Origin of the sequence: Conexibacter arvalis (genome assembly GCF_014199525.1) — a bacterium.
Taxonomy (GTDB): domain Bacteria; phylum Actinomycetota; class Thermoleophilia; order Solirubrobacterales; family Solirubrobacteraceae; genus Conexibacter; species Conexibacter arvalis.
This window is the reverse complement of record NZ_JACHNU010000002.1, coordinates 295,280-317,608: the sequence shown is the minus strand read 5'-3', so window position 1 is coordinate 317,608 and position 22,329 is coordinate 295,280. Positions and strand designations below refer to the sequence as shown.

Genomic DNA, 22,329 nt, shown 5'->3' with positions numbered 1-22,329 from the left:
CTCGGGGGGATCGCCGCGAACGTCGCCGACACCGGTTGAAACAGACGGCACGAGCCGAAGTTGCGGCGCACCTGTTCGCGGTCCCACCCGCCGGATCCGCGGGTAGACTCGGCCCATCGTGGACCCCTTCGTGGCGATCATGGGCGGGATCGTCGCGGTGATCGTGATCGCGATCGTCGCGCTCGGGCTCTTCTACCCGGGCACGGGCGCCGCGCAGGTCGGCTGGAGAACGCCGCGCCAGCATGCCGACGAGGAGGCCGCGCGCGACCGCGAGGACCTCGCGCAGATGCTCGAGGCCGCCAACGAGCGCCGCCGCGCCCGCGGCGAGCCGGAGCTGACCGTCGAGGGGCTGGTCGAGGAGGAGCTGGCGCGCGAGCGGGGATGGCGCGGGTCCTGATCGTCGGCTGCGGCTGCCGCGGTCAGGCGCTCGCGCGGGCGCTGCGGGCGCGCGGCCACGCCGTGCGGGGGACGACGCGCACGCCGGAGCGGCGGGCCGCGATCGAGGCGGCCGGGGCGGAGGCGTGGACCGGCGACCCCGACCGGATCGCGACGCTCAGCTACGCGCTCGACGGGGTGACGGTGCTCTGCTGGCTGCTCGGCTCGGCGCGCGGGACGCCCGAGGCGCTCGACGCGCTCCACGGGCCGCGGCTGAGGATGCTGCTGGAGCGCTCGATCGACACGACCGTGCGCGGGGTGCTGTACGAGGCGGCCGGCAGCGCCGGGGCGGAGCGGCTGGCCGGCGGCGCGGAGACGGTGCGGGCGGCGTGCACGCGCTCGGAGATCCCGTTCGCGCTGCTGGAGGTCGACCCCGACGAGCACGCGGCGTGGCTGGCGGCGGCGGTCGCGGGCGTCGAGGGGCTGCTGGAGGCGCGGCGGCCGGCGGGGCGGTAGGCCCGGCGGCGCGGGCTCAGCGGTCGGCGAGCGGGCCGATCCGCTCCAGCAGGTCGCCAAGGATCCGCGCGGTCGCGCCCCAGATGAAGTGGTCGCCGACGACGTAGGAGTCGGTCTGCCAGGTCATCCCGCGGCGCGTCACCGGGCGCTTGTCGAAGCCGGCGACGAGCGCGCGCAGCGGCAGCTCCATCACGAGCGCGACCTCGTGCTCGCTGATCACCCAGTCGGCCCGTCTCGGCGCGATCAGGCCGACGTGGGGGTAGATCACGTAGCCGGTGACGAAGGTGCGGACCGGCGCCAGCGTGCCGACGAGGTCGACCTGCTCGGGCACCAGCCCGACCTCCTCCTCGGCCTCGCGCAGCGCCGTCGCGTGCAGCGGCTCGTGCGGATGGTCGCGGCGGCCGCCGGGGAACGAGATCTCGCCGGGGTGGCGGCGCAGGTCGTCGCGGCGCTTGGTGAAGACGGCGTGCAGCTCGCCGTCCTCCTCGAACAGGGGGACGAGGACGGCCGACTCGGTGTCGCCCGCGGCGCCTGCGAGCGGCGGCTCGGGCGCGCCGAGCAGCCGGCGGAGCTCGTCACGGATCGCCGTCGTCATCGCCGCCCGAGTCTAGACGGGCGGCGCGCCGTCGCCGCGACGATCAGGGGACGAGCTCGATGCGCTCGTCGAACATGACCTCGCCGTCGAGCGTCCGGTGGACCGGGCACTTGGCGGCGATCACCGACAGCCGCTCGAGCTGCTCCTCGGTCAGGTTCGACGGGAGCTTCAGCACCAGTCTGAAGCGGGTCGGCGCGCCGCGCTCGGCCGGGGTGTACTCGGCCTCGACGGCGATCGGGCCGATCTCCCAGCCCTTGCGACGTGCGTACATCTCGATCGTCGTCGCGGTGCAGGAGGCGAGCGCCGCGGCGAGCAGCTCCTGTGCGCTGGGGCCGTCGTCGTCGCCGCCGTGCTCGGCCGGCTCGTCAGCGACCAGCCGGTGGCCGCGCACGTCGATCTCGTGCGTGAACGTCCCCGTGCGTCGCGCGATCGCCCTCATGCATCGTCCTTCGTCTACTCGGAGTTCTTTGAGCGGCGCATCGTAGCGAGCCGCACGGGCGGTCAGGGTGCGGCAGGCGGCGCTACTCGGCGAGCGGGTTGAAGACGAGCCCCGTCGGGACCTTCGGGAAGAAGAAGGTCGACTTCGGCGGCATGCTCTCGCCGGCCTCCGCGACGGCCTGCACGCGCTCGACGGGCGTCGGTCCCATGAAGAAGCCGGCGTCGAACTCGCCGCTCTGCAGCAGGTCGAGCGCCTCGTCGAAGGAGCGGGCGTAGTCGAGCCCGTCTCTGTGGTCGATCTCCGCGTCGCTCATCCCGAGCGCGTGCTTGAGGATCACCGCCTCCAGGACCGCCGTGTCGAGGTGGCGGTAGGCCTCCGAGCGGCCCGCAAGCAGCTCGTCGGCGATCGAGTCGTCCTTCAGCGACAGGAGGTAGGGGACGTTGCCGTACGCGTCGAGGTAGCCGATCTGGACGCTGTCGTCGCCGGCGCGCGGCTCGGGCACGAGCGAGCCGTGGTCGGGCAGCTCGATCACGTCGAACTGCTCGCGGATCGTGCGGTCGAGCGCCTCCTGGCGGTCGGGGTCGCTCTCCAGCCCGGCGACGAGGCGGTGGGTGGGGAAGACCGTCAGGCCCGGGTCCTCGAGCGCGACGAGGCACATCAGCACCCAGCGGTGCGGGCCCTCGCCGCCGATCTCCTCGGCGTAGGCGCGGGCGGTCTCGTAGCGGTGGTGGCCGTCGGCGATCAGCAGCTCGGCTCCGGCGACCGCCTCGACGACCGTCTCGATCGCGTTGGGCTCGGTGACGCGCCAGAGGCGGTTGACCGTTCCGTCGGCGTCGGTCGTCTCGCCGAACGGCGCGCTGGTGCGGACGTGCGGGGTGAGCGCGCTCCAGGCGGTGTTGCCCGGGTCGGAGTAGAGGCTGAAGATCGGGCTGAGGTTCGCTCGGGTCGCGCGCGTGAGACGGAGGCGGTCCTCCTTCGGGCCGGGATGGGTCCGCTCGTGCGGGCGGATGCGACCCTCGCCGTACGGCTCGACGCGGACTCTGCAGAGGAAGCCGCGGCGCGTCTGGCGGCGGCCGTCGGGGCCGACGTAGTCCTGCGTGAGGGCCCAGATCGCGGGCGTCTCGTCGTGGACGAGCGCCTTGTCGGTGCGCCACTGTTGAAGGAGGGCGGCGGCGTGGGCGTAGGGGTCCTTCGCCGGGTCGGCGGGGTCGGCGTCGGGCAGGTCGACGTGGACGACGTTGTACGGCGAGCGGGCGGCGAGCTCGGCGCGCTGCTCGGGGTCGATGACGTCGTAGGGCGGGGAGACGAGCGCGTCGAGCGCTCCGGCGACGGCGGGGTCGTAGTGGAGCGCGGTGAGCGGGAGGATCTCGGCCATGGCGGCAGGCTAGTCGGTAGGTCGGGCGCGCGGTGGTGCGCCGTCGTCTTGCGGGCGGGGCTCCTGCCTCGGGAGCAGGTGCGGCCGCGCGGTGTCAGGGCGCCCGCAGGAAGCTCGGCTGGATCTCGATCTCGCTCGTGAGGCTGTTGGCGATGAAGCACTCCCGATGGGCGACCTCGACGAGGTGGAGGAGACGGGTGCCTCTCGGCATCTCGCCCCGGATCGTGATCCGCGGCCGCAGCACGATCCGCGCCACCCGCGCCGGTCTCGGCTCCTCCGGCATCTCGCCCTCCGCGCGGTCCTCGTAGGCGACGACGTCGATCCGCGCCCGCGCCGCAACTGCCAGGAAGCTCAGCAGCTGGCACGAGCTGGCCGCGAGCACCAGCAGCTGCTCGGGATTGAGCAGGGTCGGGTCGCCTCGGAAGGCCGGGTCGGAGGAGAGGGTCAGCGCCTGCTCCGCCGGCACTGCCGCGGCCGCGTGCGCCCGCTCGTAGGCGTCGTAGCCCGCGCCCGTCGACCCCGTCCAGCTCGTCACCGTCGCGTACCGATGCGTCTCGCTCATGGTGGAGGAGACGGTAGAGCCCCGCCACACCGGACCGTATACTCGACCCCCCGCGGGGCGTGGCGCAGCCTGGCAGCGCGCCTGCTTTGGGAGCAGGAGGTCCCGGGTTCGAATCCCGGCGCCCCGACTAGCGGTTTTCCCTGTGGTGGCGGGGATTTCGGGCGATTTCGAAGCCCGAAGGATCTACGGAAGGATCTAAGGGGTGCGGGCGGCGTGCAGCGTCGCCCTGCCTGCGGCGGTCTTGGCGGAGACGTGCGGGCGCGTCGGGCGGCGGTAGAGCCTTGCGGCGGGATCGCGGTCCACCTAGCTTCTGGTGGGTTGCGTCTTGTAAAGCGGCCCGGCGGTGCTGGTGACACCCCGGGCCCGGCACCGAAGGGATGAGCCTCCGATGCGTCTCCATTGTCCTTCACCCGCCTGGTGGCGTGTGGAACCTCGTTGCATGCTCGTGCGCTGCGGCGCGCTGACCGGCCGTGGGCGGCGGCAGTGAGCCGGCCGCGGCGTGTGCAGTCGGCCGAGCACGTGGTGCTCGGCCGTGCGGTCCGAGAGCTGCGGGCGCGGCGTGCGCTCTCCCAAGAGCGGCTCGGCTTGGAGGGCGGGTTGCATCGCAACTACGTCGGCGCGATCGAGCGCGGCGAGATCAACCCGACCTTCGCCGTCCTGCTAAAGGTCGCCGCTGGGCTGGCGGTGCCGCTGTCGGAGTTGTTCGCGCTCTACGAGCTGCGCCGCGACGAGGCGGCCTGATGGCGCGCGGCCGTTTGCACACGACGACGGTGCGCTTCGATGCGGACACGTGGGCGGTGATCGTCGCCGAGTCCGAGCGCCTCGGCATCGCGCACGCCGAGTACATACGCGGCGCGGTGCTGCGGCACTCCGGCCGCGCCACTGACGCCGACCTCGGTCGGCGGCTGGAAGCCGTGGAGGCGCGAGCCGAGGAGCTGGCGGCGCGTGTGGCGGTCGTGGCGCGGGCGGTGCGGCGGTGCGTCGCTGCGGGGTGAGCGCTGGCGGAGAGGTGACCGATGCCACGAGGGCGACGCGCTCAGTCGAGCAAACGCGATGCGCCACTGCCACGGTCGCGCAGGTGGTCGGCTCGGCGCTCGCAGCGCTGCCGGTCGCCGGCGATCAGGCGCGCGGCGACGCTCTGTCGGGATCGTGCTCCGCGAGGTTGCGCAGCGCCTCGCTGCGTTCCCCAACGATGCGGCGGCCGACGTCGCGGATCTGCTCGCGGACCTGATCGGTACGCATGATCCGCAGCTCGCCGTCGGGCATCTCCTCGACGAGGACTGAGGTGCCCGGGGTGTAGCCGCGCGCCTCCAGCTCGCGTGGAATCGAGACGACGTTGCTGTTGCCGACGCGGCGGACCTTCACGATTCTCATCGCACGTATATACGGGAATATCCGATGGCTTGTGTCACTTCCCTCCTGGCCGCGCCGTCGACGCAGATTTCGGCCGGCGGCTGGAGGCCGTGGACGAGAGGCGGAGGAGCTGGCCGCGCGCCTGGCGGTCGTGGCGCGAGCCGTGCGGCGCTGCGTCGCGGCGGCGTGAGCGCCGTCGGCTGGGGGAGAAGCCTGGTTCGCGCGACGGTTCGCGCTGCGATACGCCCGGCAGTTCGCGCTGCGGTTCGCACGGCAGTCCGCGCTGCGGTTCTCCCGCGCGCGCGTCTCGGATGGCGGGATCGCAGATGTGGCGGGCGATTCGCGGTCCCGCGACTGTTGACATCCATCCGCACAGCGGCGGTATCTGGCTGGGCGGTGTCGCGATCGCGGCGGGTGGTGGGTGCTGGCGGCGCTGTGGTCTGGCGAGCATTTCAGGCGCTCGGTGGACGCGCGGTCCGGCAGCGCCGTGCCGCGCCGGTCGCCTCCCGCCGCGCGGTGCCGGGCACCGAAGCCCGCTGCGGCCTCACGCGCCCGTCGGCGGGTCGGGAGCGGTGGCGGCCGGCGGTTGGCCTACTCGCCGGACTTCCAGCGGTACTGCATGAGGCGGTTGCCTCTGGCGGTGCAGCGCCACGTGTAGAAGGCGACCGCCGGCGGGTTGAACGCTTGGCAGCTCCAGCGGATGCCGCGCCGTCTGAAGGTCGTCCTCGCGGAGCCGCTGCCCCGGGCGGCGTGCAGGCTCTGGCGGTAGACGCGCTCGGCCGCGTCGCAGGTGATCGCCCGGGCCTTCAGGTCCTCGTAACCTCGATCGGAGCAGACGCGCAGGGCGGCATCGGCATGGGCAGCCCCGGCGGCGAGGGTGATGGTGGCGAGTCCTGACGCAGCGAGTCCCGATTGCATCCTGAGACGCATGGTGGGGACCCTAGCGCGTCGCAACGGTATTCAGGTGCATCGCAGCCCAGCTCGCGGTTAGGCTCTACCTGAGATGGCCTACGACGAGGAGCTCGCGGGTCGCGTGCGGGCTGTGCTCAGCGCGCGGGAGGGGATCTCCGAGCGGCGGATGTTCGGCGGGCTGTCGTTCCTGCGCGACGGCAACCTCGTCTGCGGCGTGATGGGGGAGGCGCTGTTGGTGCGGCTCGGCGAGGAGCAGGCGAGGGCCGCGTTGGTCGACCCGCACGTGCGGCTGATGGACCTTCAGAGACGGCCGGCGAGAGGCATCGTCTACGTCGACCCCGAAACGTGTGCGGGCGATGAGGCGCTGCGTGGCTGGGTCGACCGGGCGCTCGCCTTCGTCGCCACGTTGCCGGCGAAGCCGGCGGGGAGAGCGGCGCGCGGTAGGTGAGGCGGTCGAGGCTCGCGGCGCCCGGAGGCGCGGAGCTGTGCGCGTTCGTGCAGTTCGAATCGCGGGTCGATCTCGAGCGATCGCCTGCGGTAGACCGGCACGCTCTCGACGACCTTGCCCAGTCCGGGCCAGTCCTCTATTCGAGGCCGACCTGTTCGTGGTAGCGGATCACGGCGTCGAGGTGCTCGCGCATGCGCTGGGCGGCAAGGTCGCTGTCGCGGTCGCGAACGGGGGCGAGGACGGCGCGGTGCTGCTCGAGCTCCCAGGCCTGAAAGCCGTCGATCCGCTCGAGCACCGGGCCGCGCTCGGCGAGCTGGTCCGAGAACGAGATGACGAACCCTTCGAGCAGCTCGTTCCTGGCCGACTCTGCGAGCTTGAGGTGGAAGGCGACCGACGGCTCGACCGCCAGTCTGCCGGCGGCGATCAGGCGCTCGTGCTCGGCCAGGAGCAGCTCGAGCTCGTGCAGCTCGGTGTCGCTGCGGCGCTCGGCGGCGAGGCGGGTCGTTTCGACCTCGACGATCCGGCGGGCCTCGAACAGCTCGCGCGTCACGCCTTTCGCGAGCGCGGCGGCGAGCACCTCCGGTCCCTGACGCGCGGGCGGCTCGGCGACGAACGCGCCGCTGCCGTGGCGTATCTCGATCACGCCCATGAGGCTGAGGCCGTTGATCGCCTCGCGAACGGTCGAGCGGCCGACGCCGAGCGCTCGCTGCAGCTCTCGCTCCGACGGCAGCTTCGTCCCTGGCCGCAGGTCCTTGCCGCGGATCTGGTCGAGCAGCTGCTCGGCGACGGTGCGCGCCAGTTTGTGGCGCGGGATGCGGCTCAGGTCGAGGTCGGCCGAATCGGGAACGCGGGTGGTCACAGCGACGACCCTAGCAGTGTGCTGGTCGTCAGACCAGTGGGTACTGTCGGCACAGCGGCGCGGTTGACGACGTGCGGACAACGTGGTTAGGATGCCCGCTCATCAGTCGTCAGACCAGTTGGAGTGTTGTGTCCCATCCTCTCTTGATCACCGGCGCGGCGTCGGGAATCGGTGCCGCGATCGCGCTCGAGGCCGCTGGCCGGAGGCTCCCGCTGGCGCTGCTGGACCGCGACGAGCCGGCGCTCGCCCGCGTCGCGGAAGAGGCGGAGGCCTCCGGCGCGCCGACGGCCGCCGCGTTCCCGGTCGACGTCACCGACGCCGCCGCGCTCGAGGCGGCGCTGCGCGCCGCCGTCGACGCCGTCGGCGTGCCCGGCGGCGCGGTCTGCTCCGCGGGCGTCGACCAGGGGGGACCGAGCCACGAGCTGCCCGTCGCGGTCTGGGACCGCGTGATCGCGGTAAACCTGCGCGGAACCTTCCTCGCCTGCCGCACGCTCGCCGGCATCCTGCTCGAGCACGGCCGCACGGGCGCGATCGTCTGCGTCTCATCGCCGTTCGCGTCGGTCGGCGCCCCTGGCGGCACCGCCGCGTACAGCGCCTCGAAGGGAGGCGTCTCGGCGCTCGTGCGGAGCCTCGCGGTCGAGTACGCCCGGGCCGGCATCCGCTTCAACGCGCTCGTGCCGGGTGCGACCGAGACGCCGCTGATGTGGGCGAGCGTCGCCGACGACGAGCGCGAGCGGATGCGCGCCGTCGTCGAGGGCGAGATCCCGCTCGGACGGATGGCAGACCCGCGCGAGCCCGCCCGCGCGGCGCTTTGGCTGCTGTCGGAGGAGGCCGCGTACATGACCGGGGCGGCGCTCGTCCTCGACGGCGGCATCCTCGCGCGCTCCTCGGTCTCGGTATGAGCATGAGACGAGACGCTCGCCCGGCGCCCGCCGACGACGCCGCGATCGACGGCATCCGCCGCGCGGCCCGGCTCGCCTCCGACGGGCAGCGCGCGCTGCGGTCGGCGCTGCGCGCCGGCGCGACCGAGCTGGAGGCGTGGCGGCACGTCGCCCGCCTGTTGGAGGAGGCCGGCGCCGATCCCGGCGAGGCGGTCGTCGACCTCGTCTCCGGCACGCGGACGGCGCTCGTCGGAGCGCCGCCGACCGAGCGGACGCTCGCGCCCGGAGACGCCGTCATCTTCGACCTCGCGCCGCGCGTCGGCGGCTGGTGGGCCGACTCGTGCGCGACGCTCTGCGTCGGTGGCGCCGCCCCCGCGGAGCTGCGCCGCCGGCATGACGCCGCGCGCCGCGCGCTCGCGGCCGGGATCGCCTCAACGCGGCCGGGCGTCGCCGCCGCCGAGGTCGACCGCGTCGTGCGCGACGCGATGGCCGCCGGCGGCTACGCCTACTCACACCACAGCGGCCACGGCGTCGGCGCGTCTGCGCAGCAGGCGCCGTGGATCAGACCCGGGAGCGGCGACGTCCTGCTCGAGGGCGATGTGATCGCCCTCGAGCCGGGGACCTACGACGCGGGCCCCGGCGTGCGCGTCGAGCACCTCCTGCTCGTGTGCGCTGACGGCGCACATCCGCTCACCGACCACGACTTGACCCTCGACTGAAACGCGAGAAGGAGACGCATGCGGATCACGAAGATCGACTGCCACGTCCTGGTGCAGCCGGCGTACGACACCAGTGCCGCCAGCTCGGCCCAGGACGACCTGGTCGTCGAGATCCACACCGACGAGGGCCTCGTCGGCATCGGCGAGACCGACGTCAACCCGTGGATCGCCCGCGCCTGCATCGAGGCGCCGGGAACGCACAACATGGGCCTCGGGCTGACCGAGATGCTGCTCGGCTCCGATCCGCTCGACGTCGAGGGGATCTGGGAGCGGCTGTACGTCGGATCGGCGATGAACGGCCGCCGCGGCGCCGTCATCAACGCGATCGGAGCGCTCGACATCGCGCTCCACGACCTGCGCGGCAAGGCCGCCGGCAAGCCGGTCCACGCGCTGCTCGGCGGCGCGGTACGCGACAGCATCACGCCGTACGCGTCGCTGCAGCCGGAGGTCGACGGCTTCGACGCCTACCGCGACTCGATGGTCGAGTGGGCGGTGAAGGCAAAGGAGTTCGGCTTCCGCGCCGTCAAGGCGGAGGTGACGCTGGAGGGCCCGTACGCGCACACCGGGCTGCGCGAGCCGTGGGAGCGCAGCACCGAGGTGCTCGCCGCCGTCCGCTCCGCGATCGGCCCCGACGTCGCCCTGCTCGTCGACGTCCAGTACGCCTTCCCCGATGCCGACACGGCGCTCGGCGTCCTGCGCGACTGGGTCGAGTTCGACCTCTTCTTCGTCGAGACGCCGCTGTGGCCCGACGACCTCGACGGCTACCGCCGGCTGGCGGAGGAGCAGCAGATCCCGATCGCCGCGGGCGAGTGGCTGACGACCCGCTTCGAGCACCTCGACCTGATGGATCGCGGCCGCGTCGGCGTCGTGCAGCCCGACATCGGCCGCGTCGGCGGGCTGACCGAGGCGCTGCGCGTCGCCAGGCTCGCCGACGCGCGCGGGCTGCGGGTCGTCCCGCACCTGTGGAAGTCCGGCATCTCGATCGCCGCCGCCGCGCACCTGGCGGCGGTGACGCCGAACTGCGATTACATCGAGTTCCTGCCGGCCGAGCTGAGCGCCTCGCCGCTGCGCAAGGAGCTCACCAGCGACGAGCTGCGGATGGTCGACGGGGTGATCCCGCTCCCGACGGCGCCGGGCCTCGGCGTCGAGCTCGACCGCGACGCGCTCGAGCGCTACGCCGGCGAGGCGGAGGCGCTGGTCGCCGCCCGCGCCTGAGCGGGCCGCGCAGGGACGCGCGCGCCGCCGGCGCGCGCGTCGACGGAGGCGGCGCGAGGCGCCGCCAGGACCACTGGAGGAAACCGTGCATGCAGTGAAGCGCTTCACCGCGCTGGCGGCGCTCGTCGCCGTCGCGCTCCTGGCAGTCGCCTGCGGCTCGTCCGACGACGATGGCGGCGGCGCGTCGACCGCCGGCGGCGCCGCGGCGCCGGCCGTCGAGGGCGGCAGAGGCACGCTCGGGGTCGTCGCGATCGACCTGCAGAACTCGTTCTTCGTGAAGATGAAGAAGGCCGGCGACGAGGCCGCCGCCGACTACGGCGTGAAGGCCAACTGGCAGAGCGCGCAGGGAAGCGTCGAGAGACAGATCTCGATCGTCGAGAGCATGATCCGCCAGAGAGTCGGCGCGATCCTCGTCGACCCGATCGACAAGAACGCGCTCAAGCCGGTGATCGCGAAGGCGACCGCGGCCGGCATCCCGTTCATCTCGATGGGCAACAAGGTCGAGGGCGACGGCAACCACAACACGCTGTACCCCGACTACGAGGACATGGCGCAGGTCGCCCGGGCGCTCGCGACCTCGATCGGCGGCGAGGGCGAGGTCGGCATGCTCGTCGGCGGCCGCGGCAACTTCGTCTCCGACACGCGGGAGCGCGGCTTCGTCGACACGCTCAGAAGAGAGTTCCCGGAGATCGAGGTCGTCTCCGTCCAGCCGACCGACTTCGAGGCGGCGAAGGCGACCGACGTCGCGACGACGTGGGCGACCACCTACCCGAACCTGAAGGGCTTCTCCTGCACCTCCGACTACCTCTGCCTCGCCGCGCAGAGCGCGCTGCAGAACGCCGGCATGCAGCCGAAGTTCGCCGGTCACGACGGCGACGCCGAGATGGCGCCGTTCCTCGAGGACGGCTCGATGGTGCTCGACGTGCTGACCGGCGGCGAGCGCGTCGGCTACTGGAACATCGCCGTCGCCGCGCGGCTGGCGGCCGGCAGAAGGCTGCCGACCGACCTCTACATGCCGACGTACCTGATCGCCGGCGAGCAGAACGCCGCCGACCTGGCGGAGGACGGCCTGGAGCTGGAGACCGTCACCCCCGCCAGAGCCGAGCAGGTCGCGCAGGACTACAGAGCGGAGTTCGGCCCCGACGAGCCTGACGCCGCGATGACGGTCGGCGAGCAGTAGCCGTGCGGTCGGTGTCGCAGAACGCCGGCGCAGGCGCCTGGCGCGGACGCCTCGGCGCCTCCTCGGCGAACGTCACGCTCCTGGCGATGACGGCGCTCCTGGCGCTCGTCTTCGGCGCGCTCGAGCCGGGGTTCCTCGACCCCGACAACCTGCTCGACATCGGCCAGCAGAGCGCGGTGATCGCGATCGTCGCCTTCGCGATGACCGCCGTGATCGTCGCGCGCGGGATCGACATCTCGGTCGGCGGCATCGTCGCCGCCGCCGGGATGCTCGCCGGTACCGCCTACGACGCCGGCGTCCCGCAGCTGCTGTGCATCGCGGTCGCCGTGCTCGGCGGCGCTGGGATCGGCGCGCTCAACGGCGCGCTGATCGGCTTCGCCGGCATCAGCCCGTTCATGGCCACGCTTGCGACGATGGCGTTCGCGAGAGGGCTGACGCTGAGCATCTCCGGCGGCAACTCGGTCGCGATCGAACCCGGACCGCTGACCTGGCTGGGGTCGGCGACGGTCGGCCCGGTGCCCGTCTCGCTGCTGGTCGCGCTTCTCTGCCTCGCGGTCTGGGCGTGGGTCTTCGGCCGGACGCTCTACGGTCGCTGGCTCTACGCCGTCGGCGGCAACGCCGCGGCGGCGCGCGCGTCGCTGATCCCCGTCCGCACGGTGCAGTGGTCGACCTACGTGCTGACCGGCGCCTCGGCCGGGCTCGGCGCGGTGCTGACGATCGGCCGCGTCAGCTCGGCGCAGCCGCTCGCCGGCAACGGCCTGGAGTTCACCGTCATCACCGCGGTGATCGTCGGCGGAACGAAGCTGATGGGCGGCGAGGGCTCGGTCGTCGGGACCGCGATCGGGTCGCTGCTGCTCGGCGTCGTCGCGACCGGCCTCTCGTTCATGGAGGTCTCCCAGGACCTCGTGTTCGTCATCACCGGCCTCCTGATCCTCGTCGCCGTGCTCGCCAACCAGCGCGCCGCGGCGATCGCCGCCGCGCGCCGCACGCTGCGGCGTCTGCGCGCGCGGGCGCGCCCGCACGGCGCCGCGCCGGCCGGTGGCGCCCGCTCGGGCGACGACGCCGGCGCCGCCACCGGCGCGCAGCGGAGCCAGGCGCAGGCCGGCGGGCGCGAGCTGCGCCTGGAGGAGGTCGGCAAGTCGTTCCCGGGCGTGCGCGCGCTCGACGGCGTCTCGTTCTCCGTCCGCTCCGGCGAGGTCGTCGCGTTGATGGGCGAGAACGGCGCGGGCAAGTCGACGCTCGTCAAGACGCTCGGCGGCGTCCACGAGCCCGACGACGGGCGGATGCTGCTCGACGGCGCGCCGCTGCGCCTGCGCTCGGCGGCCGACGCGCAGGCGGCCGGCATCCGCGTGATCCACCAGCACTTCAGCCTCGCACCCGACCTGACGGCGGCGGAGAACCTCTTCCTCGGCGCGGAGCCGACCTGGGGGCCGCTGCCGCTCGTGCGCCGCCGCGCGATGCACGCCCGTGCGCGGCGGCTGTTCGACGACCTCGGCCTCGACGTCCGGCCCGGGGACCGCGTCGAGACGTTGAGCGTCGGCCAGCGGCAGATGATCGAGGTAGCGAAGGCGATGCTGTCGGAGGCGTGGCTGGTCGTGATGGACGAGCCGACCTCGGCGCTCTCCAACCGCGAGCGCGACCGGCTCTACGCACTGATCGAGCGGCTGCTCGGGCGCGGCGTCGGCATCCTCTACATCTCCCACAAGATGGAGGAGATCTTCACGCTCGCCCAGCGCGTCGTGGTGCTGCGCGACGGCCGCTTCGTCGGCGAGCGGGCGATCGAGGAGGTCGACGAGCGGAGGCTGATCGAGCTGATGGTCGGCCGCGACGTCGACAACGTCTTCCCGCACGTCGCCGTCGAGCCGGGCGAGGAGCTGCTGCGGGTCGATCGCGTCGGCGACGGGGGGCTGCTGCGCGAGGCCTCGCTGCGCGTGCGCGCGGGAGAGGTGGTCGCGCTCGCCGGACTGATGGGCTCCGGGCGCTCGGAGGTGCTGCGCTGCGTCGCCGGCCTCGACCGTCCCGCGAGCGGCTCGATCGCCGTCGCCGGCCGCCCGCTGCCGCCGGGCCGCCCGGCCGCCGCGAGCGCCGCCGGCGTCGCCTACGTGCCCGAGGACCGGCATGCCGAGGGCTTCGTCGGCGCGATGTCGATCCGCGACAACGTCGCGCTCGCGTGGCTGCGGCGCCACAGCCGGCGCGGCACCGTTCCACGGCGAGCGGTGACCGAGCTGGCGGGGGAGACGATCGAGCGGCTCGGCGTCCGCCCGCCCGACCCGGCCCGCCGCGTCGACGTGCTGTCGGGCGGCAACCAGCAGAAGGTCGTGCTCGGCAAGTGGCTCGCGACCGCTCCGCGCGTGCTGCTGCTCGACGAGCCGACGCGCGGCGTCGACGTCGGCGCCAAGGCCGAGATCCACCAGGCGGTCGCGGAGCTGAAGCGCCGCGGCGTCGCGATCCTGATGGTCTCCAGCGAGCTGCCCGAGGTGCTCGCCGTCGCCGACCGGATCGTCGTGATGCACGAGGGTCGCGCCGCCGGCGAGCTGCCGCGCGGCGCGAGCGAGAACGACGTGATGGCGCTCGCCTTCGGACAGGGCGCCGCCGCCGCGACCGCCGTCGCGGCCGCCGGCGAGGAGGGATCGGCATGACCGCGCAGCATCGGAAGACAGCCGTCCTGCGGCTGCTCGGGATCGCTCCCGTGCTGCTGCTCGTGGCGCTGCTCGTCGTCTTCGGCCTGATCGACGGTCGGGTCGTCGACCCCGACAACCTGCGCAACGTCGCCGTCCAGGCGGCGCCGATCGCGCTGCTGGCGCTCGGCGCGCACGTCGTGCTGCTGAGCGGCGGGATCGACCTGTCGGCCGGCTTCGCCGTCGGCCTCTGCGCGGTCGTGATCGCCCAGCGGCTGACCGGCGGCGACGGGCTGCTCGTCGCGCTGCTGGTCGGCCTCGCAGTCGCGCTGGCGGTCGGGGCCGTCAACGGGCTGCTGGTCGGCTACGCGAAGCTGCCGCCGTTCGTCGCGACGCTGGCGACGATGGTGATGGTGCAGGGCGCGACGCTGAAGCTGGCGACCAGCGGCGTGCTGCTGACGAACGACCCGACGCTGCGGACGCTCGGCGTCGAGCGCGTCGGGCCGATCCCCGTGGCGGTGGTCGCGACCGCCGTCGTCGGGGCGCTGATGTGGGCGGCGATGCGCGGCACGCGCTTCGGCATCCGCACCGGCGCGATCGGCTCCGACGCCGACGCGGCGCGCTTCTCGGGCGTCGACCTGCGCCGCCAGCAGCTGCTGATCTACGTCGTGAGCGCGCTGATGGTGCTCGCCTGCGCGGTGCTCGTCGTCAGCCGGACGCCGGTCGTGACGCCGAACGTCGGCGGCGTGAGCCTGCTGCTCGACGCGATCGCCGCGGCGGTGATCGGCGGCACGTCGATCTTCGGCGGACGCGGGACGGTCGGCGGGGTGCTCGTCGGCGCGCTGATCATCGCGCTGGTCACCAACGCGCTGCGCGTCTTCGGCGTCGACCCCTCCAGCCTCGACCTCTACAAGGGGACGATCATCGTGATCGCCCTGCTGCTCGACGCCGCCATCCGGATCGCGCGCTCGCGCGTGGCCGCCGGCGTCGCGGGAGCGCCGCGATGAGCGGCGCGCACGAATCGACAACGAACGGAACGAAGGAGAACACGATGGGCGTACGGTGCGCGGTGATCGGCGCGGGGACGATGGGGGCGTTGTACGCGGAGGCGTTCGCGAAGAGCCGCGACGCCGAGCTGACCTGCGTCGTCGATCTCGACGTCGAGCGGGCCGGCGCGCTCGCCGGCGTCCATGGGGTGTCGGCGCTCGGCTCGCTCGGGCAGCTGCTGCGCGAGGGCCGGCCCGACGCGGTCGCGATCGCGGTGCCGGACTTCGCGCACACGCAGCCGGTGCTCGACTGCCTCGCGGCCGGCGTGCACGTGCTGTGCGAGAAGCCGCTGACGATGGACGTCGCCGAGGCCGAGCGGATCGTCGCCGCCTGCGAGGCGTCGTCGGGGTCGCTGATGGTCAACTACGGCAACCGCCGCCGCGCGTCGCTGATCGAGCTGCGCCGCCGGATCGAGGCCGGCGAGCTCGGCACCATCGAGTCGATCGCGCTGCGCGGCCACGAGACCGCCTCGAAGATCGCCGGGCTGGCGTGGCACGACCGCACCGACCCCACCTGGTTCCTGGTCTCCCATCTCGTCGACCTGCTGCAGTGGATCGCCGGGTCGGAGGTCGTCCGCGTCGCGGGCGCGGCCGGTCGGGGCCGGCCCGACGCGCTCGCCGGCTACGAGGGGCCGACGTCGGTCACCTACGTCGCCGAGCTGGCCGGCGGCGCCTCGGCGACGCTCGCCTCCTCCTGGCTGCTGCCGGACTCCTCGCCGGTCGCCGCCGACTTCACCGTCGAGGTGATCGGGACGCGCGGGACGGCGCGGATGGACTTCGGCTCGCTCGGCGCCACGTACCTGGGCGGCGGCGTGGAGGCACAGGGCTGGGACTTCGTCATGCCCGACCAGGACGGCCGCCCGCAAGGCTGGTGGTTCCAGTCGTGCGCGGCCTTCGTCGCCGGCGTGCGCGACGGCCGCCCGGCTGGCCCCGACGCTGCCGAGGGCGCGCAGGTCACACGCGTGCTGGCGGCGATGAGCGCCGCCCTCGAGCGGGGCGAGAGCGTCGCGGTCGAGGGCGCGGCGGCCGGGCGAGCGGCATGACGACGTCGATCGTCTGCGTCGGCGCCCACCAGGACGACGTCGAGCTCCACTGCCTCGGCACGCTGCTCGCCTGGCGGGCGCGCGGCGACGTCGAGATCACGACGGTCACGGTCACCAACGGCGACAAGGGCGGCCAGCACGACCTGTCGCTGTCGCACGCGCGCGTCGCCGAGATCCGCACGGCGGAGGCGGCCGCCGTCGCCGAGCGCCTCGGCGGGCGCTACGTCTGCCTCGACGCGCCCGACGAGCTGCTGGAGGACACGCCCGACCTGCGGCTCGCGCTGACCGACGTGCTGCGGGCGGCGCGCGCCGACGTCGTCTACGCGCCGCCGCCGGTCGACTACAACGTCGACCACACCGTGACGAGCCAGCTCGCCCACCACGCGTGCCTGCTGGCGCCGGTCCGCACGATCGCGACCGACCACGAGCCGTTGGCGCGCGCGCCGCAGCTGTTCTACACCGACGCGATCACCGGCCTGGAGTGGCAGCCGACGACCTATGTCGACATCAGCCCGCACTTCGAACGCAAGCTCGAGCTGCTCGAGCTCCACGAGTCCCAGATGGCGAACATGGACCAGTTCGGCGGCTGGGACCTGCGCCGCTACGCGGAGGTCGTCGGCGCCTTCCGCGGCCTGCAGTGCGGTGTCGCCTACGCGGAGGCGTTCGCGCCGGCGCTGGCGTGGCCGCGGCTGCGCCCGGGACCGCTCCCCGGCGCATGACGGTCGCGGGCGAGCGGGAGCTGGCCAACGCCGAGCTGCGCGTCCGCTGCGCGCCGGCGCATGGCTTCGCGATCACGTCGATCGTCGATCTGCGCAGCGGCGCGGAGGCGCTGTGGCAGCGCGCCGGCCATGAGCCGGCGCGCTGCACGCGCGCCCTCGGCCCGTCCGGCGCGGCGTCGGACGCCACCTTCGCGGACCTGTTCGTCGGCGGCTGGTTCACGATGTTCCCCGACGTCGGCTACCCGCCGCCCGACGACCCGTCGTCGCTGATGCACGGCGAGCTCGCGCGGCTGCCGTGGGAGGAGCTGGAGGCGACGCCGACGGAGGTGGTCGCGCGCGTGCGCACCGTGCGCCGCCCGTTCGAGGTGCGCCGCCGGGTCGCGCTCGACGGCCCGCGGCTGCTCGTCGAGGAGCGGATCGAGAACGTCGGCGCCGCGGCCGCGCCGTTCGCCTGGGGCCACCATCCCTGCTTCTCGCGCGCGACCTTCGCCGGCGGGCGGCTCACGCTCGACGTCGACGCGGCGCGGGTGCCGGAGCCGGCCTCGGTCCCGGCGTGCGCCAGACTGCGGGCCGGCGCCGCGTTCGCGTGGCCGCGCGCCCCGCGCGCGGACGGCGGCGCGGAGGACGTCTCGATCGTCCCGGCGCGCGCCGACGGACGCCTCGACCACGTCTGCCTGCGGCTGCGCGCCGGCGTCGTGCGCCTGACGGCGCCGGCCGTGGGACGGGCGCTCGCGCTCACCTTCGACGCCGAGCTGTTCGAGCATGCGCTGCTGTGGCAGAACCTCCGCGCGCCGGTGTCGCCCTTCTGGGGCGGGGCGGACACCTTCGCCGTCGAGCTCTCGACGATCCCGGGTCGCGGGATGCGGGAGGCCGAGGCCGCCCGCGCCGTCCGCGCGCTCGCTCCGGGCGCCGTCGCCGCGACGACGATCGCGCTGCGATGGGAGGAGCTGGCGGCCGCGGCGCGACCGTCTCCGCCGGGATGAGAGAGCTGCCCGTCGCGCGGGTGCGCTGCCCGGTTGGTTCGCTAGGCGAGTAGAGTGGTTTCACTCACGCCACCCCGCTGGTTGAGCCACATGTCCGCAGACCAGGCTGAAAGACCCTCCTACACGATTCGCGCGGTCGCTCGCGTCTGCGAGATCCTCACGTTGCTGGGGGCATCGCGTGGCGGCGCCACGCTCGGCGAGATCGGAAGAGTGACCGGGCTGCCGAGAAGCTCGGCATTTCGGTACATCGCCACGCTGGAGCAGTACGGCTTCGTCGAGCGCGACACGTCGCGCGGCGTCTATCGCCTCGGCCTCGCCGCCGCCTCGTTGCACGGAACGGTGCTCGAGCGGCTCCACGACGTCGCGCGACCGCACCTCGAGCGGCTGCGCGACGCCCTGGGCGAGACGATCAACCTGGGGCGGCTCGACGGCAACCGCGTCGCGTACCTCGACATCGTCGAGAGTCGCAACAGCATGCGGCTCGCCGCGCGTCCCGGCGACCGCGACCCGATCCACTCGACGGCGCTCGGCAAGGCGATCGCCGCCCAGCTCGACGTCAGGCAGGTCAAGGCGATCCTCAGATCCGACGGCATGCCGCGCCTGACCGATCGGACCATCACGACGGTCGATGCCTATCTCGACGAGCTCAGACGGGTGCGCGAGATCGGCTACGCCGTCGACGACCTTGAGAACGAGCCGCACGGGCGCTGCGTCGCGGCGGCGATTCCCGCCACCGCCGTTCCCGGCGGCATGCGCGTCGCCATCAGCCAGAGCGCGCCGGCCGCGCACCTCGCGCCGGAAGACGTGCCGGCCGTCGGCGCGGCGCTCGTGAGAACGGCGGCCGAGCTCGCCGCCGAGCTCAACGGCCTCGGCGCCTTCGCCGCTCGCTGAGCGGCGGCGCGCCGCGATCCCGCGATCTCGTCGATCTCGCCCGCCGGTGCGCGGCGGGTCGCTTGACAACGTCCGGAGGCGACCATAGGTTTTTAGCCAACGAGACCTTTGGTTTCATCTAACGAGACGTGAGGCGAGGATGAGGATTCGCGAGATTCGCGCGACGCCGGTGCTTGTGCCGATGCGGCGCCCCCTGCTGCACTCCAGCGGCACGGAGACCGGCACGGCGCGCACGGTGATCGAGCTGATCACGGACGAGGGAGCGATCGGGATCGGCGAGACCCGCGGAGGGGCCTCGGTCGCCGCGATGGTCGAGGCCGCTCGCGAGCTGTGGGTCGGCGTCGACGTGCTGGAGGCGGCCCGGATCGCGCGCCGGTTCTCCTACTACCGCGTCACCAGCGAGCAGCTGCACGTCGTCGGCGCGATGAAGCTCGCCGGCGCCGGCGTCGAGATGGCCTGCTGGGATGCCGCGGGGCGCTCGCTGGGCAAGCGCGCGGGCGATCTGTGGGGCGGCATCGAGCGCGAGCGGATCGAGTTCGCCGCGTACGCCTTCTACCGCTACGCCAGCTCGAGCCCCGACGAGCGCACGGTCGAGTCGGTCGTCGACCATGCGATCGAGCTCGTCGAGACCCACGGCTTCCGCGACGTCAAGGTCAAGAACGGGATCAAGGACCCCGAGGAGGAGCTCGCCGACGTCCGGCGCCTGCGGTCCGAGCTCGGGACGCGGATGCGCCACCTGCGCATCGACCCCAACCAGGTCTGGTCCGTGGCGACCGCGGTGCGGTTCCTCTCGCGCGCGGCCGAGCTCGACATCGAGTTCTGCGAGGACCCCGTCGCCGGCATCGAGGGGATGGGCCGCGTCAACGCGATGGTGCCGGTGCCGCTCGCGACGAACATGTGCTGCGTCTCCTTCGAGCAGGTGCCCGACGTCGTGCGCGCCAGAGCGCTCGACGTGATCCTTGGCGACGTTCACTTCTGGGGCGGGCCGGTCGCCGCCGGCCAGCTCGCGCGCGTCTGCGACACGTTCTCGCTCGGGTTCAGCCTGCACAGCGATCGCGAGCTGGGCGTGTCGACGGCGGCGATGCTGCACTTCGCGGCCGCGCACCCGCAGATCCGGCATGCGATCGACTCGCACCTCCCCGAGCAGGTCGACGACGTCATCACCGAGCCGCACACCTTCGTCGACGGCACGCTGGCCGTGCCCGAGGGACCCGGCCTCGGCGTCGAGCTCGATCCCGAGAAGGTCGCGAAGTACGCCCGTCTCTACGAGGAGCAGGGGGAGGCCGACGAGTTCCGCAACCCCTGGAAGCCCGAGTGGTGGCCCGTGCTGCCGCTCTACTGAGATGCGCGCGCACTCGAGCAGGCCGTTGGACGGGCGCGTCGCGCTCGTCACCGGCGCGGCGCGCAACATCGGCGCGGAGATCGCGCTCAGGCTCGCCGCCGACGGCGCCGCGGTGGCCGTCAACCATCGCGGCGCCGACAGCGCCGGCGCCGCCGGCGAGGTCGTGCGCCGCATCGAGGCCGCGGGCGGCGCCGCGCTGGCGATCGAGGCCGACGTCGGCGACGAGCGCGCGGTCGAGCGGATGGCCGCCGCGGCGAGCGACGCGCTCGGGCCGGTCGACCTCCTGGTCAACAACGCGGCGGCGTCGGTCACCGCCGAGCGGCCGTGGCTGCAGCTGACCGCCGACGACTGGGACCGCGTCCTGCGAACCAACGTCACGGCCTGCTTCCTCACCGCGAAGGCGCTGCTGCCGTCGCTCGCCGCGCACCGCGGATCGATCGTCAACATCTCCTCGATCCGGGCGGTCACGGGCAAGCCCGGGAACCTCCACTACGCTGCCTCGAAGGCGGCGCAGATCGGCTTCACGCGGGCGCTGGCCCGCGAGCTCGGCCCGCAGGGCGTACGCGTTAACACGCTGCTGGTCGGCGCGATCACGACCCCTGACGAGGCGCGCTACGGCGACCAGGCGGAGGTCGACGAGCAGGTGCTCGCCGTGCAGGCGCTGCAGCGGCGGGGGATGCCCTCCGACGTCGCCGGCGTCGTGTCGTTCCTGTGCCAGGAGGCCGCGGGCTTCATCACCGGCCAATCGCTGGTCGTCGACGGCGGATGGGTGCTGCGATGAGCGGGCCTCCCCGGATCGGCGTCGCGAGCCTGATGCAGGAGAGCAACACCTTCGCGGTCGGCGCCTCGACGCTGGAGGACTTCGCCTGCAACGGACTGCATCGCGGGGCCGAGGCGCTCTCCCGCATGTACGGGACCAACACCGAGCTGGCCGGCGCCTGCGACGAGCTCGCCCGGCTCGGCGCGGAGGTCGTCCCGCTGTTCCGCGCCTGGGCGATGTCCGGCCCGCCGGTCGAGCGGGGCGCGTTCGAGCAGCTGCTGGCGTCGCTCGAGCGCGAGCTGACCGCGAGCGGGCCGCTCGACGGAATCGTCCTGGCGCTGCACGGCGCCCTCTGCGTCGCCGACGGCGAGGCCGGAGACGCCGCGGTCGTGGCGCGGGTGCGCGAGCTGGTCGGCGAGGCGGTCGTCGTCGGCGTCTGCCTCGACCTCCACGCCAACGTCACCGACGCGCTGCTGGAGCCGGCCGACTTCGTGATCGGCTATCGCACGTACCCGCACGTCGACCAGGCCGACACCGGCCGCCGCGCCGCGCGCCTCGTGCACGACACGCTGCTCGGGCGCTGCGCACCGGTCTCCGTGCTGGCGAAGCGGCCGCTGCTGGTCCCGGCCGAGACCAGCTCCACGAGCGAGGAGCCGGTCGCGGGACTGCGCCGCGCCGCCGACGAGCTGCAGCGCGACGGCGCGCTGGACGCGTCGCTGTTCCTCGCCCAGCCCTGGCTCGACGTTCCCGACCTCGGGTTCGCGGCGGTCGTCACCACGGACGGCGACGCGGCCGGCGGCCGGGTCGCGGCGGAGCGACTGGCCGACCTCGCATGGGCGGCGCGCGCCGGTCTCGACGTCCCGCTGCACACGCCGACCGCGGCGATCGCGCAGGCGCGCAGGCGGGAAGGGCCGGTGCTGCTGTCGGAGTCCTCCGACTCGCCGACCGCGGGCGCGACCGGCGACAGCCCTGCGATGGTGCGGGCGCTGCTCGACCACGGAGCGGGGCTCACCGCCTACGTCACGGTCGTCGACCGCGCCGCCGTGGCGGCCTGCGCCGCCACCGGCGTCGGCGCCGACGTGGACGTCCGCGTCGGGGCGTCGATCGACGCGCGCTTCCACGCGCCCGTGCCGCTGCGCGGCACCGTGACGGCCCTTCACGACGGGCCGATCACGCTCGCGGGACCGGTGTGGGCCGGCATGGAGGTGTCGATCGGCCGCGCCGCGGTCATCCGCAGCGGGTCGCTGCACGTGCTCGTCTCCGAGCGCCCTCCGAGCACCTTCGACGTCGCCACCTTCCGGGCGCTCGGCCTCGAGCCGGCCGCCGCCGACGTGATCGTCGTGCGCTCGGCGACGCTGTTCCGCGCGGGCTTCGCGGAGGTCATGCGCGGCGAGCCGCTGTTCCTGGACATCCCGGGTCCGAGCACGCCCCGCCTCTCCCACCTGACCTACGTGCGGGCGCCGCGCCCGCTCTACCCCCTGGAGGACGCATGACTCCA

General features: G+C 73.6%; 25 protein-coding genes and 1 tRNA gene. 19 read left to right on the top strand and 7 right to left on the bottom strand.

The window, feature by feature from the left end:
* Positions 1-118: 118 nt before the first annotated feature.
* Both BDZ31_RS10040 and BDZ31_RS10035 read left to right on the top strand, forming a co-directional pair.
* Positions 119-397: a hypothetical protein gene (locus BDZ31_RS10040; protein WP_183341628.1), complete on the top strand. Its 279-nt coding sequence runs from the start codon at positions 119-121 to the stop codon at positions 395-397.
* Entirely contained in the window at positions 382-891 is a 510-nt protein-coding gene (locus BDZ31_RS10035; RefSeq protein WP_183341626.1) for an NAD(P)H-binding protein, read from the top strand. Before BDZ31_RS10040 ends, BDZ31_RS10035 begins: the two co-directional genes overlap by 16 nt.
* A gap of 16 nt (positions 892-907) precedes the next feature.
* On the opposite strand, the gene BDZ31_RS10030 is transcribed toward BDZ31_RS10035, so the two are convergent.
* The 4 genes from BDZ31_RS10030 to BDZ31_RS10015 all read right to left on the bottom strand — a co-directional run bounded on the left by BDZ31_RS10030 (position 908) and on the right by BDZ31_RS10015 (position 3,862).
* Positions 908-1,486, bottom strand: a complete 579-nt coding sequence (locus BDZ31_RS10030) for an NUDIX hydrolase (protein ID WP_221242977.1) — start codon at positions 1,484-1,486, stop codon at positions 908-910.
* Between the two features lie 43 nt (positions 1,487-1,529).
* Positions 1,530-1,925 carry an OsmC family protein gene (locus BDZ31_RS10025; RefSeq protein ID WP_183341624.1) on the bottom strand — a complete coding sequence of 132 codons (396 nt, stop codon included), beginning with the start codon at positions 1,923-1,925 and terminating at the stop codon, positions 1,530-1,532.
* An 82-nt stretch (positions 1,926-2,007) separates the two neighbouring features.
* Positions 2,008-3,300 carry a DUF1015 domain-containing protein gene (locus BDZ31_RS10020; RefSeq protein ID WP_183341622.1) on the bottom strand — a complete coding sequence of 431 codons (1,293 nt, stop codon included), beginning with the start codon at positions 3,298-3,300 and terminating at the stop codon, positions 2,008-2,010.
* 94 nt (positions 3,301-3,394) lie between these two features.
* Positions 3,395-3,862: an OsmC family protein gene (locus BDZ31_RS10015; protein ID WP_183341621.1), complete on the bottom strand. Its 468-nt coding sequence runs from the start codon at positions 3,860-3,862 to the stop codon at positions 3,395-3,397.
* Between the two features lie 53 nt (positions 3,863-3,915).
* Here BDZ31_RS10015 and BDZ31_RS10010 point away from each other — a divergent pair.
* The 3 genes from BDZ31_RS10010 to BDZ31_RS10000 all read left to right on the top strand — a co-directional run bounded on the left by BDZ31_RS10010 (position 3,916) and on the right by BDZ31_RS10000 (position 4,857).
* Positions 3,916-3,989 (top strand) — tRNA-Pro (locus BDZ31_RS10010).
* 374 nt (positions 3,990-4,363) lie between these two features.
* Positions 4,364-4,603: a helix-turn-helix transcriptional regulator gene (locus tag BDZ31_RS10005; RefSeq protein WP_343075562.1), complete on the top strand. Its 240-nt coding sequence runs from the start codon at positions 4,364-4,366 to the stop codon at positions 4,601-4,603.
* Entirely contained in the window at positions 4,603-4,857 is a 255-nt protein-coding gene (locus BDZ31_RS10000; protein ID WP_183341617.1) for a hypothetical protein, read from the top strand. Before BDZ31_RS10005 ends, BDZ31_RS10000 begins: the two co-directional genes overlap by 1 nt.
* Before the next feature lie 124 nt (positions 4,858-4,981).
* On the opposite strand, the gene BDZ31_RS09995 is transcribed toward BDZ31_RS10000, so the two are convergent.
* Both BDZ31_RS09995 and BDZ31_RS09990 read right to left on the bottom strand, forming a co-directional pair.
* Positions 4,982-5,236 (bottom strand): AbrB/MazE/SpoVT family DNA-binding domain-containing protein, encoded by a 255-nt coding sequence (locus tag BDZ31_RS09995; RefSeq protein WP_183341615.1) that lies wholly within the window; start codon positions 5,234-5,236, stop codon positions 4,982-4,984.
* Between the two features lie 570 nt (positions 5,237-5,806).
* Positions 5,807-6,145 carry a hypothetical protein gene (locus BDZ31_RS09990; protein ID WP_183341614.1) on the bottom strand — a complete coding sequence of 113 codons (339 nt, stop codon included), beginning with the start codon at positions 6,143-6,145 and terminating at the stop codon, positions 5,807-5,809.
* 73 nt (positions 6,146-6,218) lie between these two features.
* Here BDZ31_RS09990 and BDZ31_RS09985 point away from each other — a divergent pair, with 73 nt between their 5' ends.
* Positions 6,219-6,575, top strand: coding sequence for a TfoX/Sxy family protein (locus BDZ31_RS09985; RefSeq protein ID WP_183341612.1), 357 nt, complete (start codon positions 6,219-6,221; stop codon positions 6,573-6,575).
* A 136-nt stretch (positions 6,576-6,711) separates the two neighbouring features.
* On the opposite strand, the gene BDZ31_RS09980 is transcribed toward BDZ31_RS09985, so the two are convergent.
* The gene (locus BDZ31_RS09980) at positions 6,712-7,434 is read right to left on the bottom strand and encodes an FCD domain-containing protein (RefSeq protein ID WP_183341610.1); all 723 of its coding nucleotides are present in this window, start codon (positions 7,432-7,434) and stop codon (positions 6,712-6,714) included.
* 128 nt (positions 7,435-7,562) lie between these two features.
* On the opposite strand from BDZ31_RS09980, the gene BDZ31_RS09975 reads away from it, so the two are divergent.
* From BDZ31_RS09975 to BDZ31_RS09915, 13 genes are all read left to right on the top strand, one after another.
* Positions 7,563-8,336, top strand: a complete 774-nt coding sequence (locus BDZ31_RS09975) for an SDR family NAD(P)-dependent oxidoreductase (protein WP_221242976.1) — start codon at positions 7,563-7,565, stop codon at positions 8,334-8,336.
* Positions 8,337-8,338: 2 nt separating this feature from the next.
* Positions 8,339-9,034: a M24 family metallopeptidase gene (locus BDZ31_RS09970; protein ID WP_183341608.1), complete on the top strand. Its 696-nt coding sequence runs from the start codon at positions 8,339-8,341 to the stop codon at positions 9,032-9,034.
* 18 nt (positions 9,035-9,052) lie between these two features.
* On the top strand, positions 9,053-10,249 hold the full coding sequence (locus BDZ31_RS09965) for a mandelate racemase/muconate lactonizing enzyme family protein (protein ID WP_183341606.1): 1,197 nt from the start codon (positions 9,053-9,055) through the stop codon (positions 10,247-10,249).
* 85 nt (positions 10,250-10,334) lie between these two features.
* Entirely contained in the window at positions 10,335-11,429 is a 1,095-nt protein-coding gene (locus BDZ31_RS09960; RefSeq protein ID WP_221242975.1) for a sugar ABC transporter substrate-binding protein, read from the top strand.
* Between the two features lie 86 nt (positions 11,430-11,515).
* A complete protein-coding gene (locus tag BDZ31_RS09955) occupies positions 11,516-14,068 on the top strand; it encodes an ATP-binding cassette domain-containing protein (protein WP_183341604.1) in 2,553 nt (850 codons plus the stop codon).
* Complete coding sequence (locus BDZ31_RS09950) at positions 14,065-15,054, top strand: ABC transporter permease (protein ID WP_183341602.1); 990 nt, start codon at positions 14,065-14,067, stop codon at positions 15,052-15,054. Before BDZ31_RS09955 ends, BDZ31_RS09950 begins: the two co-directional genes overlap by 4 nt.
* 44 nt (positions 15,055-15,098) lie before the next feature.
* A complete protein-coding gene (locus BDZ31_RS09945) occupies positions 15,099-16,136 on the top strand; it encodes a Gfo/Idh/MocA family protein (protein WP_183341600.1) in 1,038 nt (345 codons plus the stop codon).
* Positions 16,133-16,855, top strand: a complete 723-nt coding sequence (locus BDZ31_RS09940; protein WP_183341598.1) for a PIG-L deacetylase family protein — start codon at positions 16,133-16,135, stop codon at positions 16,853-16,855. The genes BDZ31_RS09945 and BDZ31_RS09940 overlap by 4 nt, the downstream gene beginning before the upstream one ends.
* Positions 16,852-17,838, top strand: coding sequence for an aldose epimerase family protein (locus BDZ31_RS09935; RefSeq protein WP_183341596.1), 987 nt, complete (start codon positions 16,852-16,854; stop codon positions 17,836-17,838). The genes BDZ31_RS09940 and BDZ31_RS09935 overlap by 4 nt, the downstream gene beginning before the upstream one ends.
* A 90-nt stretch (positions 17,839-17,928) precedes the next feature.
* Positions 17,929-18,729 carry an IclR family transcriptional regulator gene (locus BDZ31_RS09930; protein WP_183341594.1) on the top strand — a complete coding sequence of 267 codons (801 nt, stop codon included), beginning with the start codon at positions 17,929-17,931 and terminating at the stop codon, positions 18,727-18,729.
* A 139-nt stretch (positions 18,730-18,868) separates the two neighbouring features.
* The gene (locus BDZ31_RS09925) at positions 18,869-20,071 is read left to right on the top strand and encodes an enolase C-terminal domain-like protein (RefSeq protein ID WP_281381613.1); all 1,203 of its coding nucleotides are present in this window, start codon (positions 18,869-18,871) and stop codon (positions 20,069-20,071) included.
* 25 nt (positions 20,072-20,096) lie between these two features.
* Entirely contained in the window at positions 20,097-20,852 is a 756-nt protein-coding gene (locus tag BDZ31_RS09920) for an SDR family NAD(P)-dependent oxidoreductase (protein WP_183341590.1), read from the top strand.
* Positions 20,849-22,324, top strand: a complete 1,476-nt coding sequence (locus tag BDZ31_RS09915) for a M81 family metallopeptidase (RefSeq protein WP_183341588.1) — start codon at positions 20,849-20,851, stop codon at positions 22,322-22,324. The genes BDZ31_RS09920 and BDZ31_RS09915 overlap by 4 nt, the downstream gene beginning before the upstream one ends.
* The last annotated feature ends 5 nt before the right edge of the window (positions 22,325-22,329 follow it).

What these genes read in the sequence shown, in the direction of transcription:
- BDZ31_RS09925 (WP_281381613.1), top strand. Translation starts at nt 18,869, where the DNA reads ATGAGGATTCGCGAGATTCGCGCGACGCCGGTGCTTGTGCCGATGCGG.
- BDZ31_RS09970 (WP_183341608.1), top strand. Translation starts at nt 8,339, where the DNA reads ATGAGACGAGACGCTCGCCCGGCGCCCGCCGACGACGCCGCGATCGAC.
- BDZ31_RS10035 (WP_183341626.1), top strand. Translation starts at nt 382, where the DNA reads ATGGCGCGGGTCCTGATCGTCGGCTGCGGCTGCCGCGGTCAGGCGCTC.
- BDZ31_RS09985 (WP_183341612.1), top strand. Translation starts at nt 6,219, where the DNA reads ATGGCCTACGACGAGGAGCTCGCGGGTCGCGTGCGGGCTGTGCTCAGC.
- BDZ31_RS09995 (WP_183341615.1), bottom strand. Translation starts at nt 5,236, where the DNA reads ATGAGAATCGTGAAGGTCCGCCGCGTCGGCAACAGCAACGTCGTCTCG.
- BDZ31_RS10020 (WP_183341622.1), bottom strand. Translation starts at nt 3,300, where the DNA reads ATGGCCGAGATCCTCCCGCTCACCGCGCTCCACTACGACCCCGCCGTC.
- BDZ31_RS09935 (WP_183341596.1), top strand. Translation starts at nt 16,852, where the DNA reads ATGACGGTCGCGGGCGAGCGGGAGCTGGCCAACGCCGAGCTGCGCGTC.
- BDZ31_RS09945 (WP_183341600.1), top strand. Translation starts at nt 15,099, where the DNA reads ATGGGCGTACGGTGCGCGGTGATCGGCGCGGGGACGATGGGGGCGTTG.
- BDZ31_RS10030 (WP_221242977.1), bottom strand. Translation starts at nt 1,486, where the DNA reads ATGACGACGGCGATCCGTGACGAGCTCCGCCGGCTGCTCGGCGCGCCC.
- BDZ31_RS09990 (WP_183341614.1), bottom strand. Translation starts at nt 6,145, where the DNA reads ATGCGTCTCAGGATGCAATCGGGACTCGCTGCGTCAGGACTCGCCACC.
- BDZ31_RS09915 (WP_183341588.1), top strand. Translation starts at nt 20,849, where the DNA reads ATGAGCGGGCCTCCCCGGATCGGCGTCGCGAGCCTGATGCAGGAGAGC.
- BDZ31_RS09965 (WP_183341606.1), top strand. Translation starts at nt 9,053, where the DNA reads ATGCGGATCACGAAGATCGACTGCCACGTCCTGGTGCAGCCGGCGTAC.
- BDZ31_RS10015 (WP_183341621.1), bottom strand. Translation starts at nt 3,862, where the DNA reads ATGAGCGAGACGCATCGGTACGCGACGGTGACGAGCTGGACGGGGTCG.
- BDZ31_RS10025 (WP_183341624.1), bottom strand. Translation starts at nt 1,925, where the DNA reads ATGAGGGCGATCGCGCGACGCACGGGGACGTTCACGCACGAGATCGAC.
- BDZ31_RS09950 (WP_183341602.1), top strand. Translation starts at nt 14,065, where the DNA reads ATGACCGCGCAGCATCGGAAGACAGCCGTCCTGCGGCTGCTCGGGATC.
- BDZ31_RS09955 (WP_183341604.1), top strand. Translation starts at nt 11,516, where the DNA reads ATGACGGCGCTCCTGGCGCTCGTCTTCGGCGCGCTCGAGCCGGGGTTC.
- BDZ31_RS10000 (WP_183341617.1), top strand. Translation starts at nt 4,603, where the DNA reads ATGGCGCGCGGCCGTTTGCACACGACGACGGTGCGCTTCGATGCGGAC.
- BDZ31_RS09930 (WP_183341594.1), top strand. Translation starts at nt 17,929, where the DNA reads ATGTCCGCAGACCAGGCTGAAAGACCCTCCTACACGATTCGCGCGGTC.
- BDZ31_RS09940 (WP_183341598.1), top strand. Translation starts at nt 16,133, where the DNA reads ATGACGACGTCGATCGTCTGCGTCGGCGCCCACCAGGACGACGTCGAG.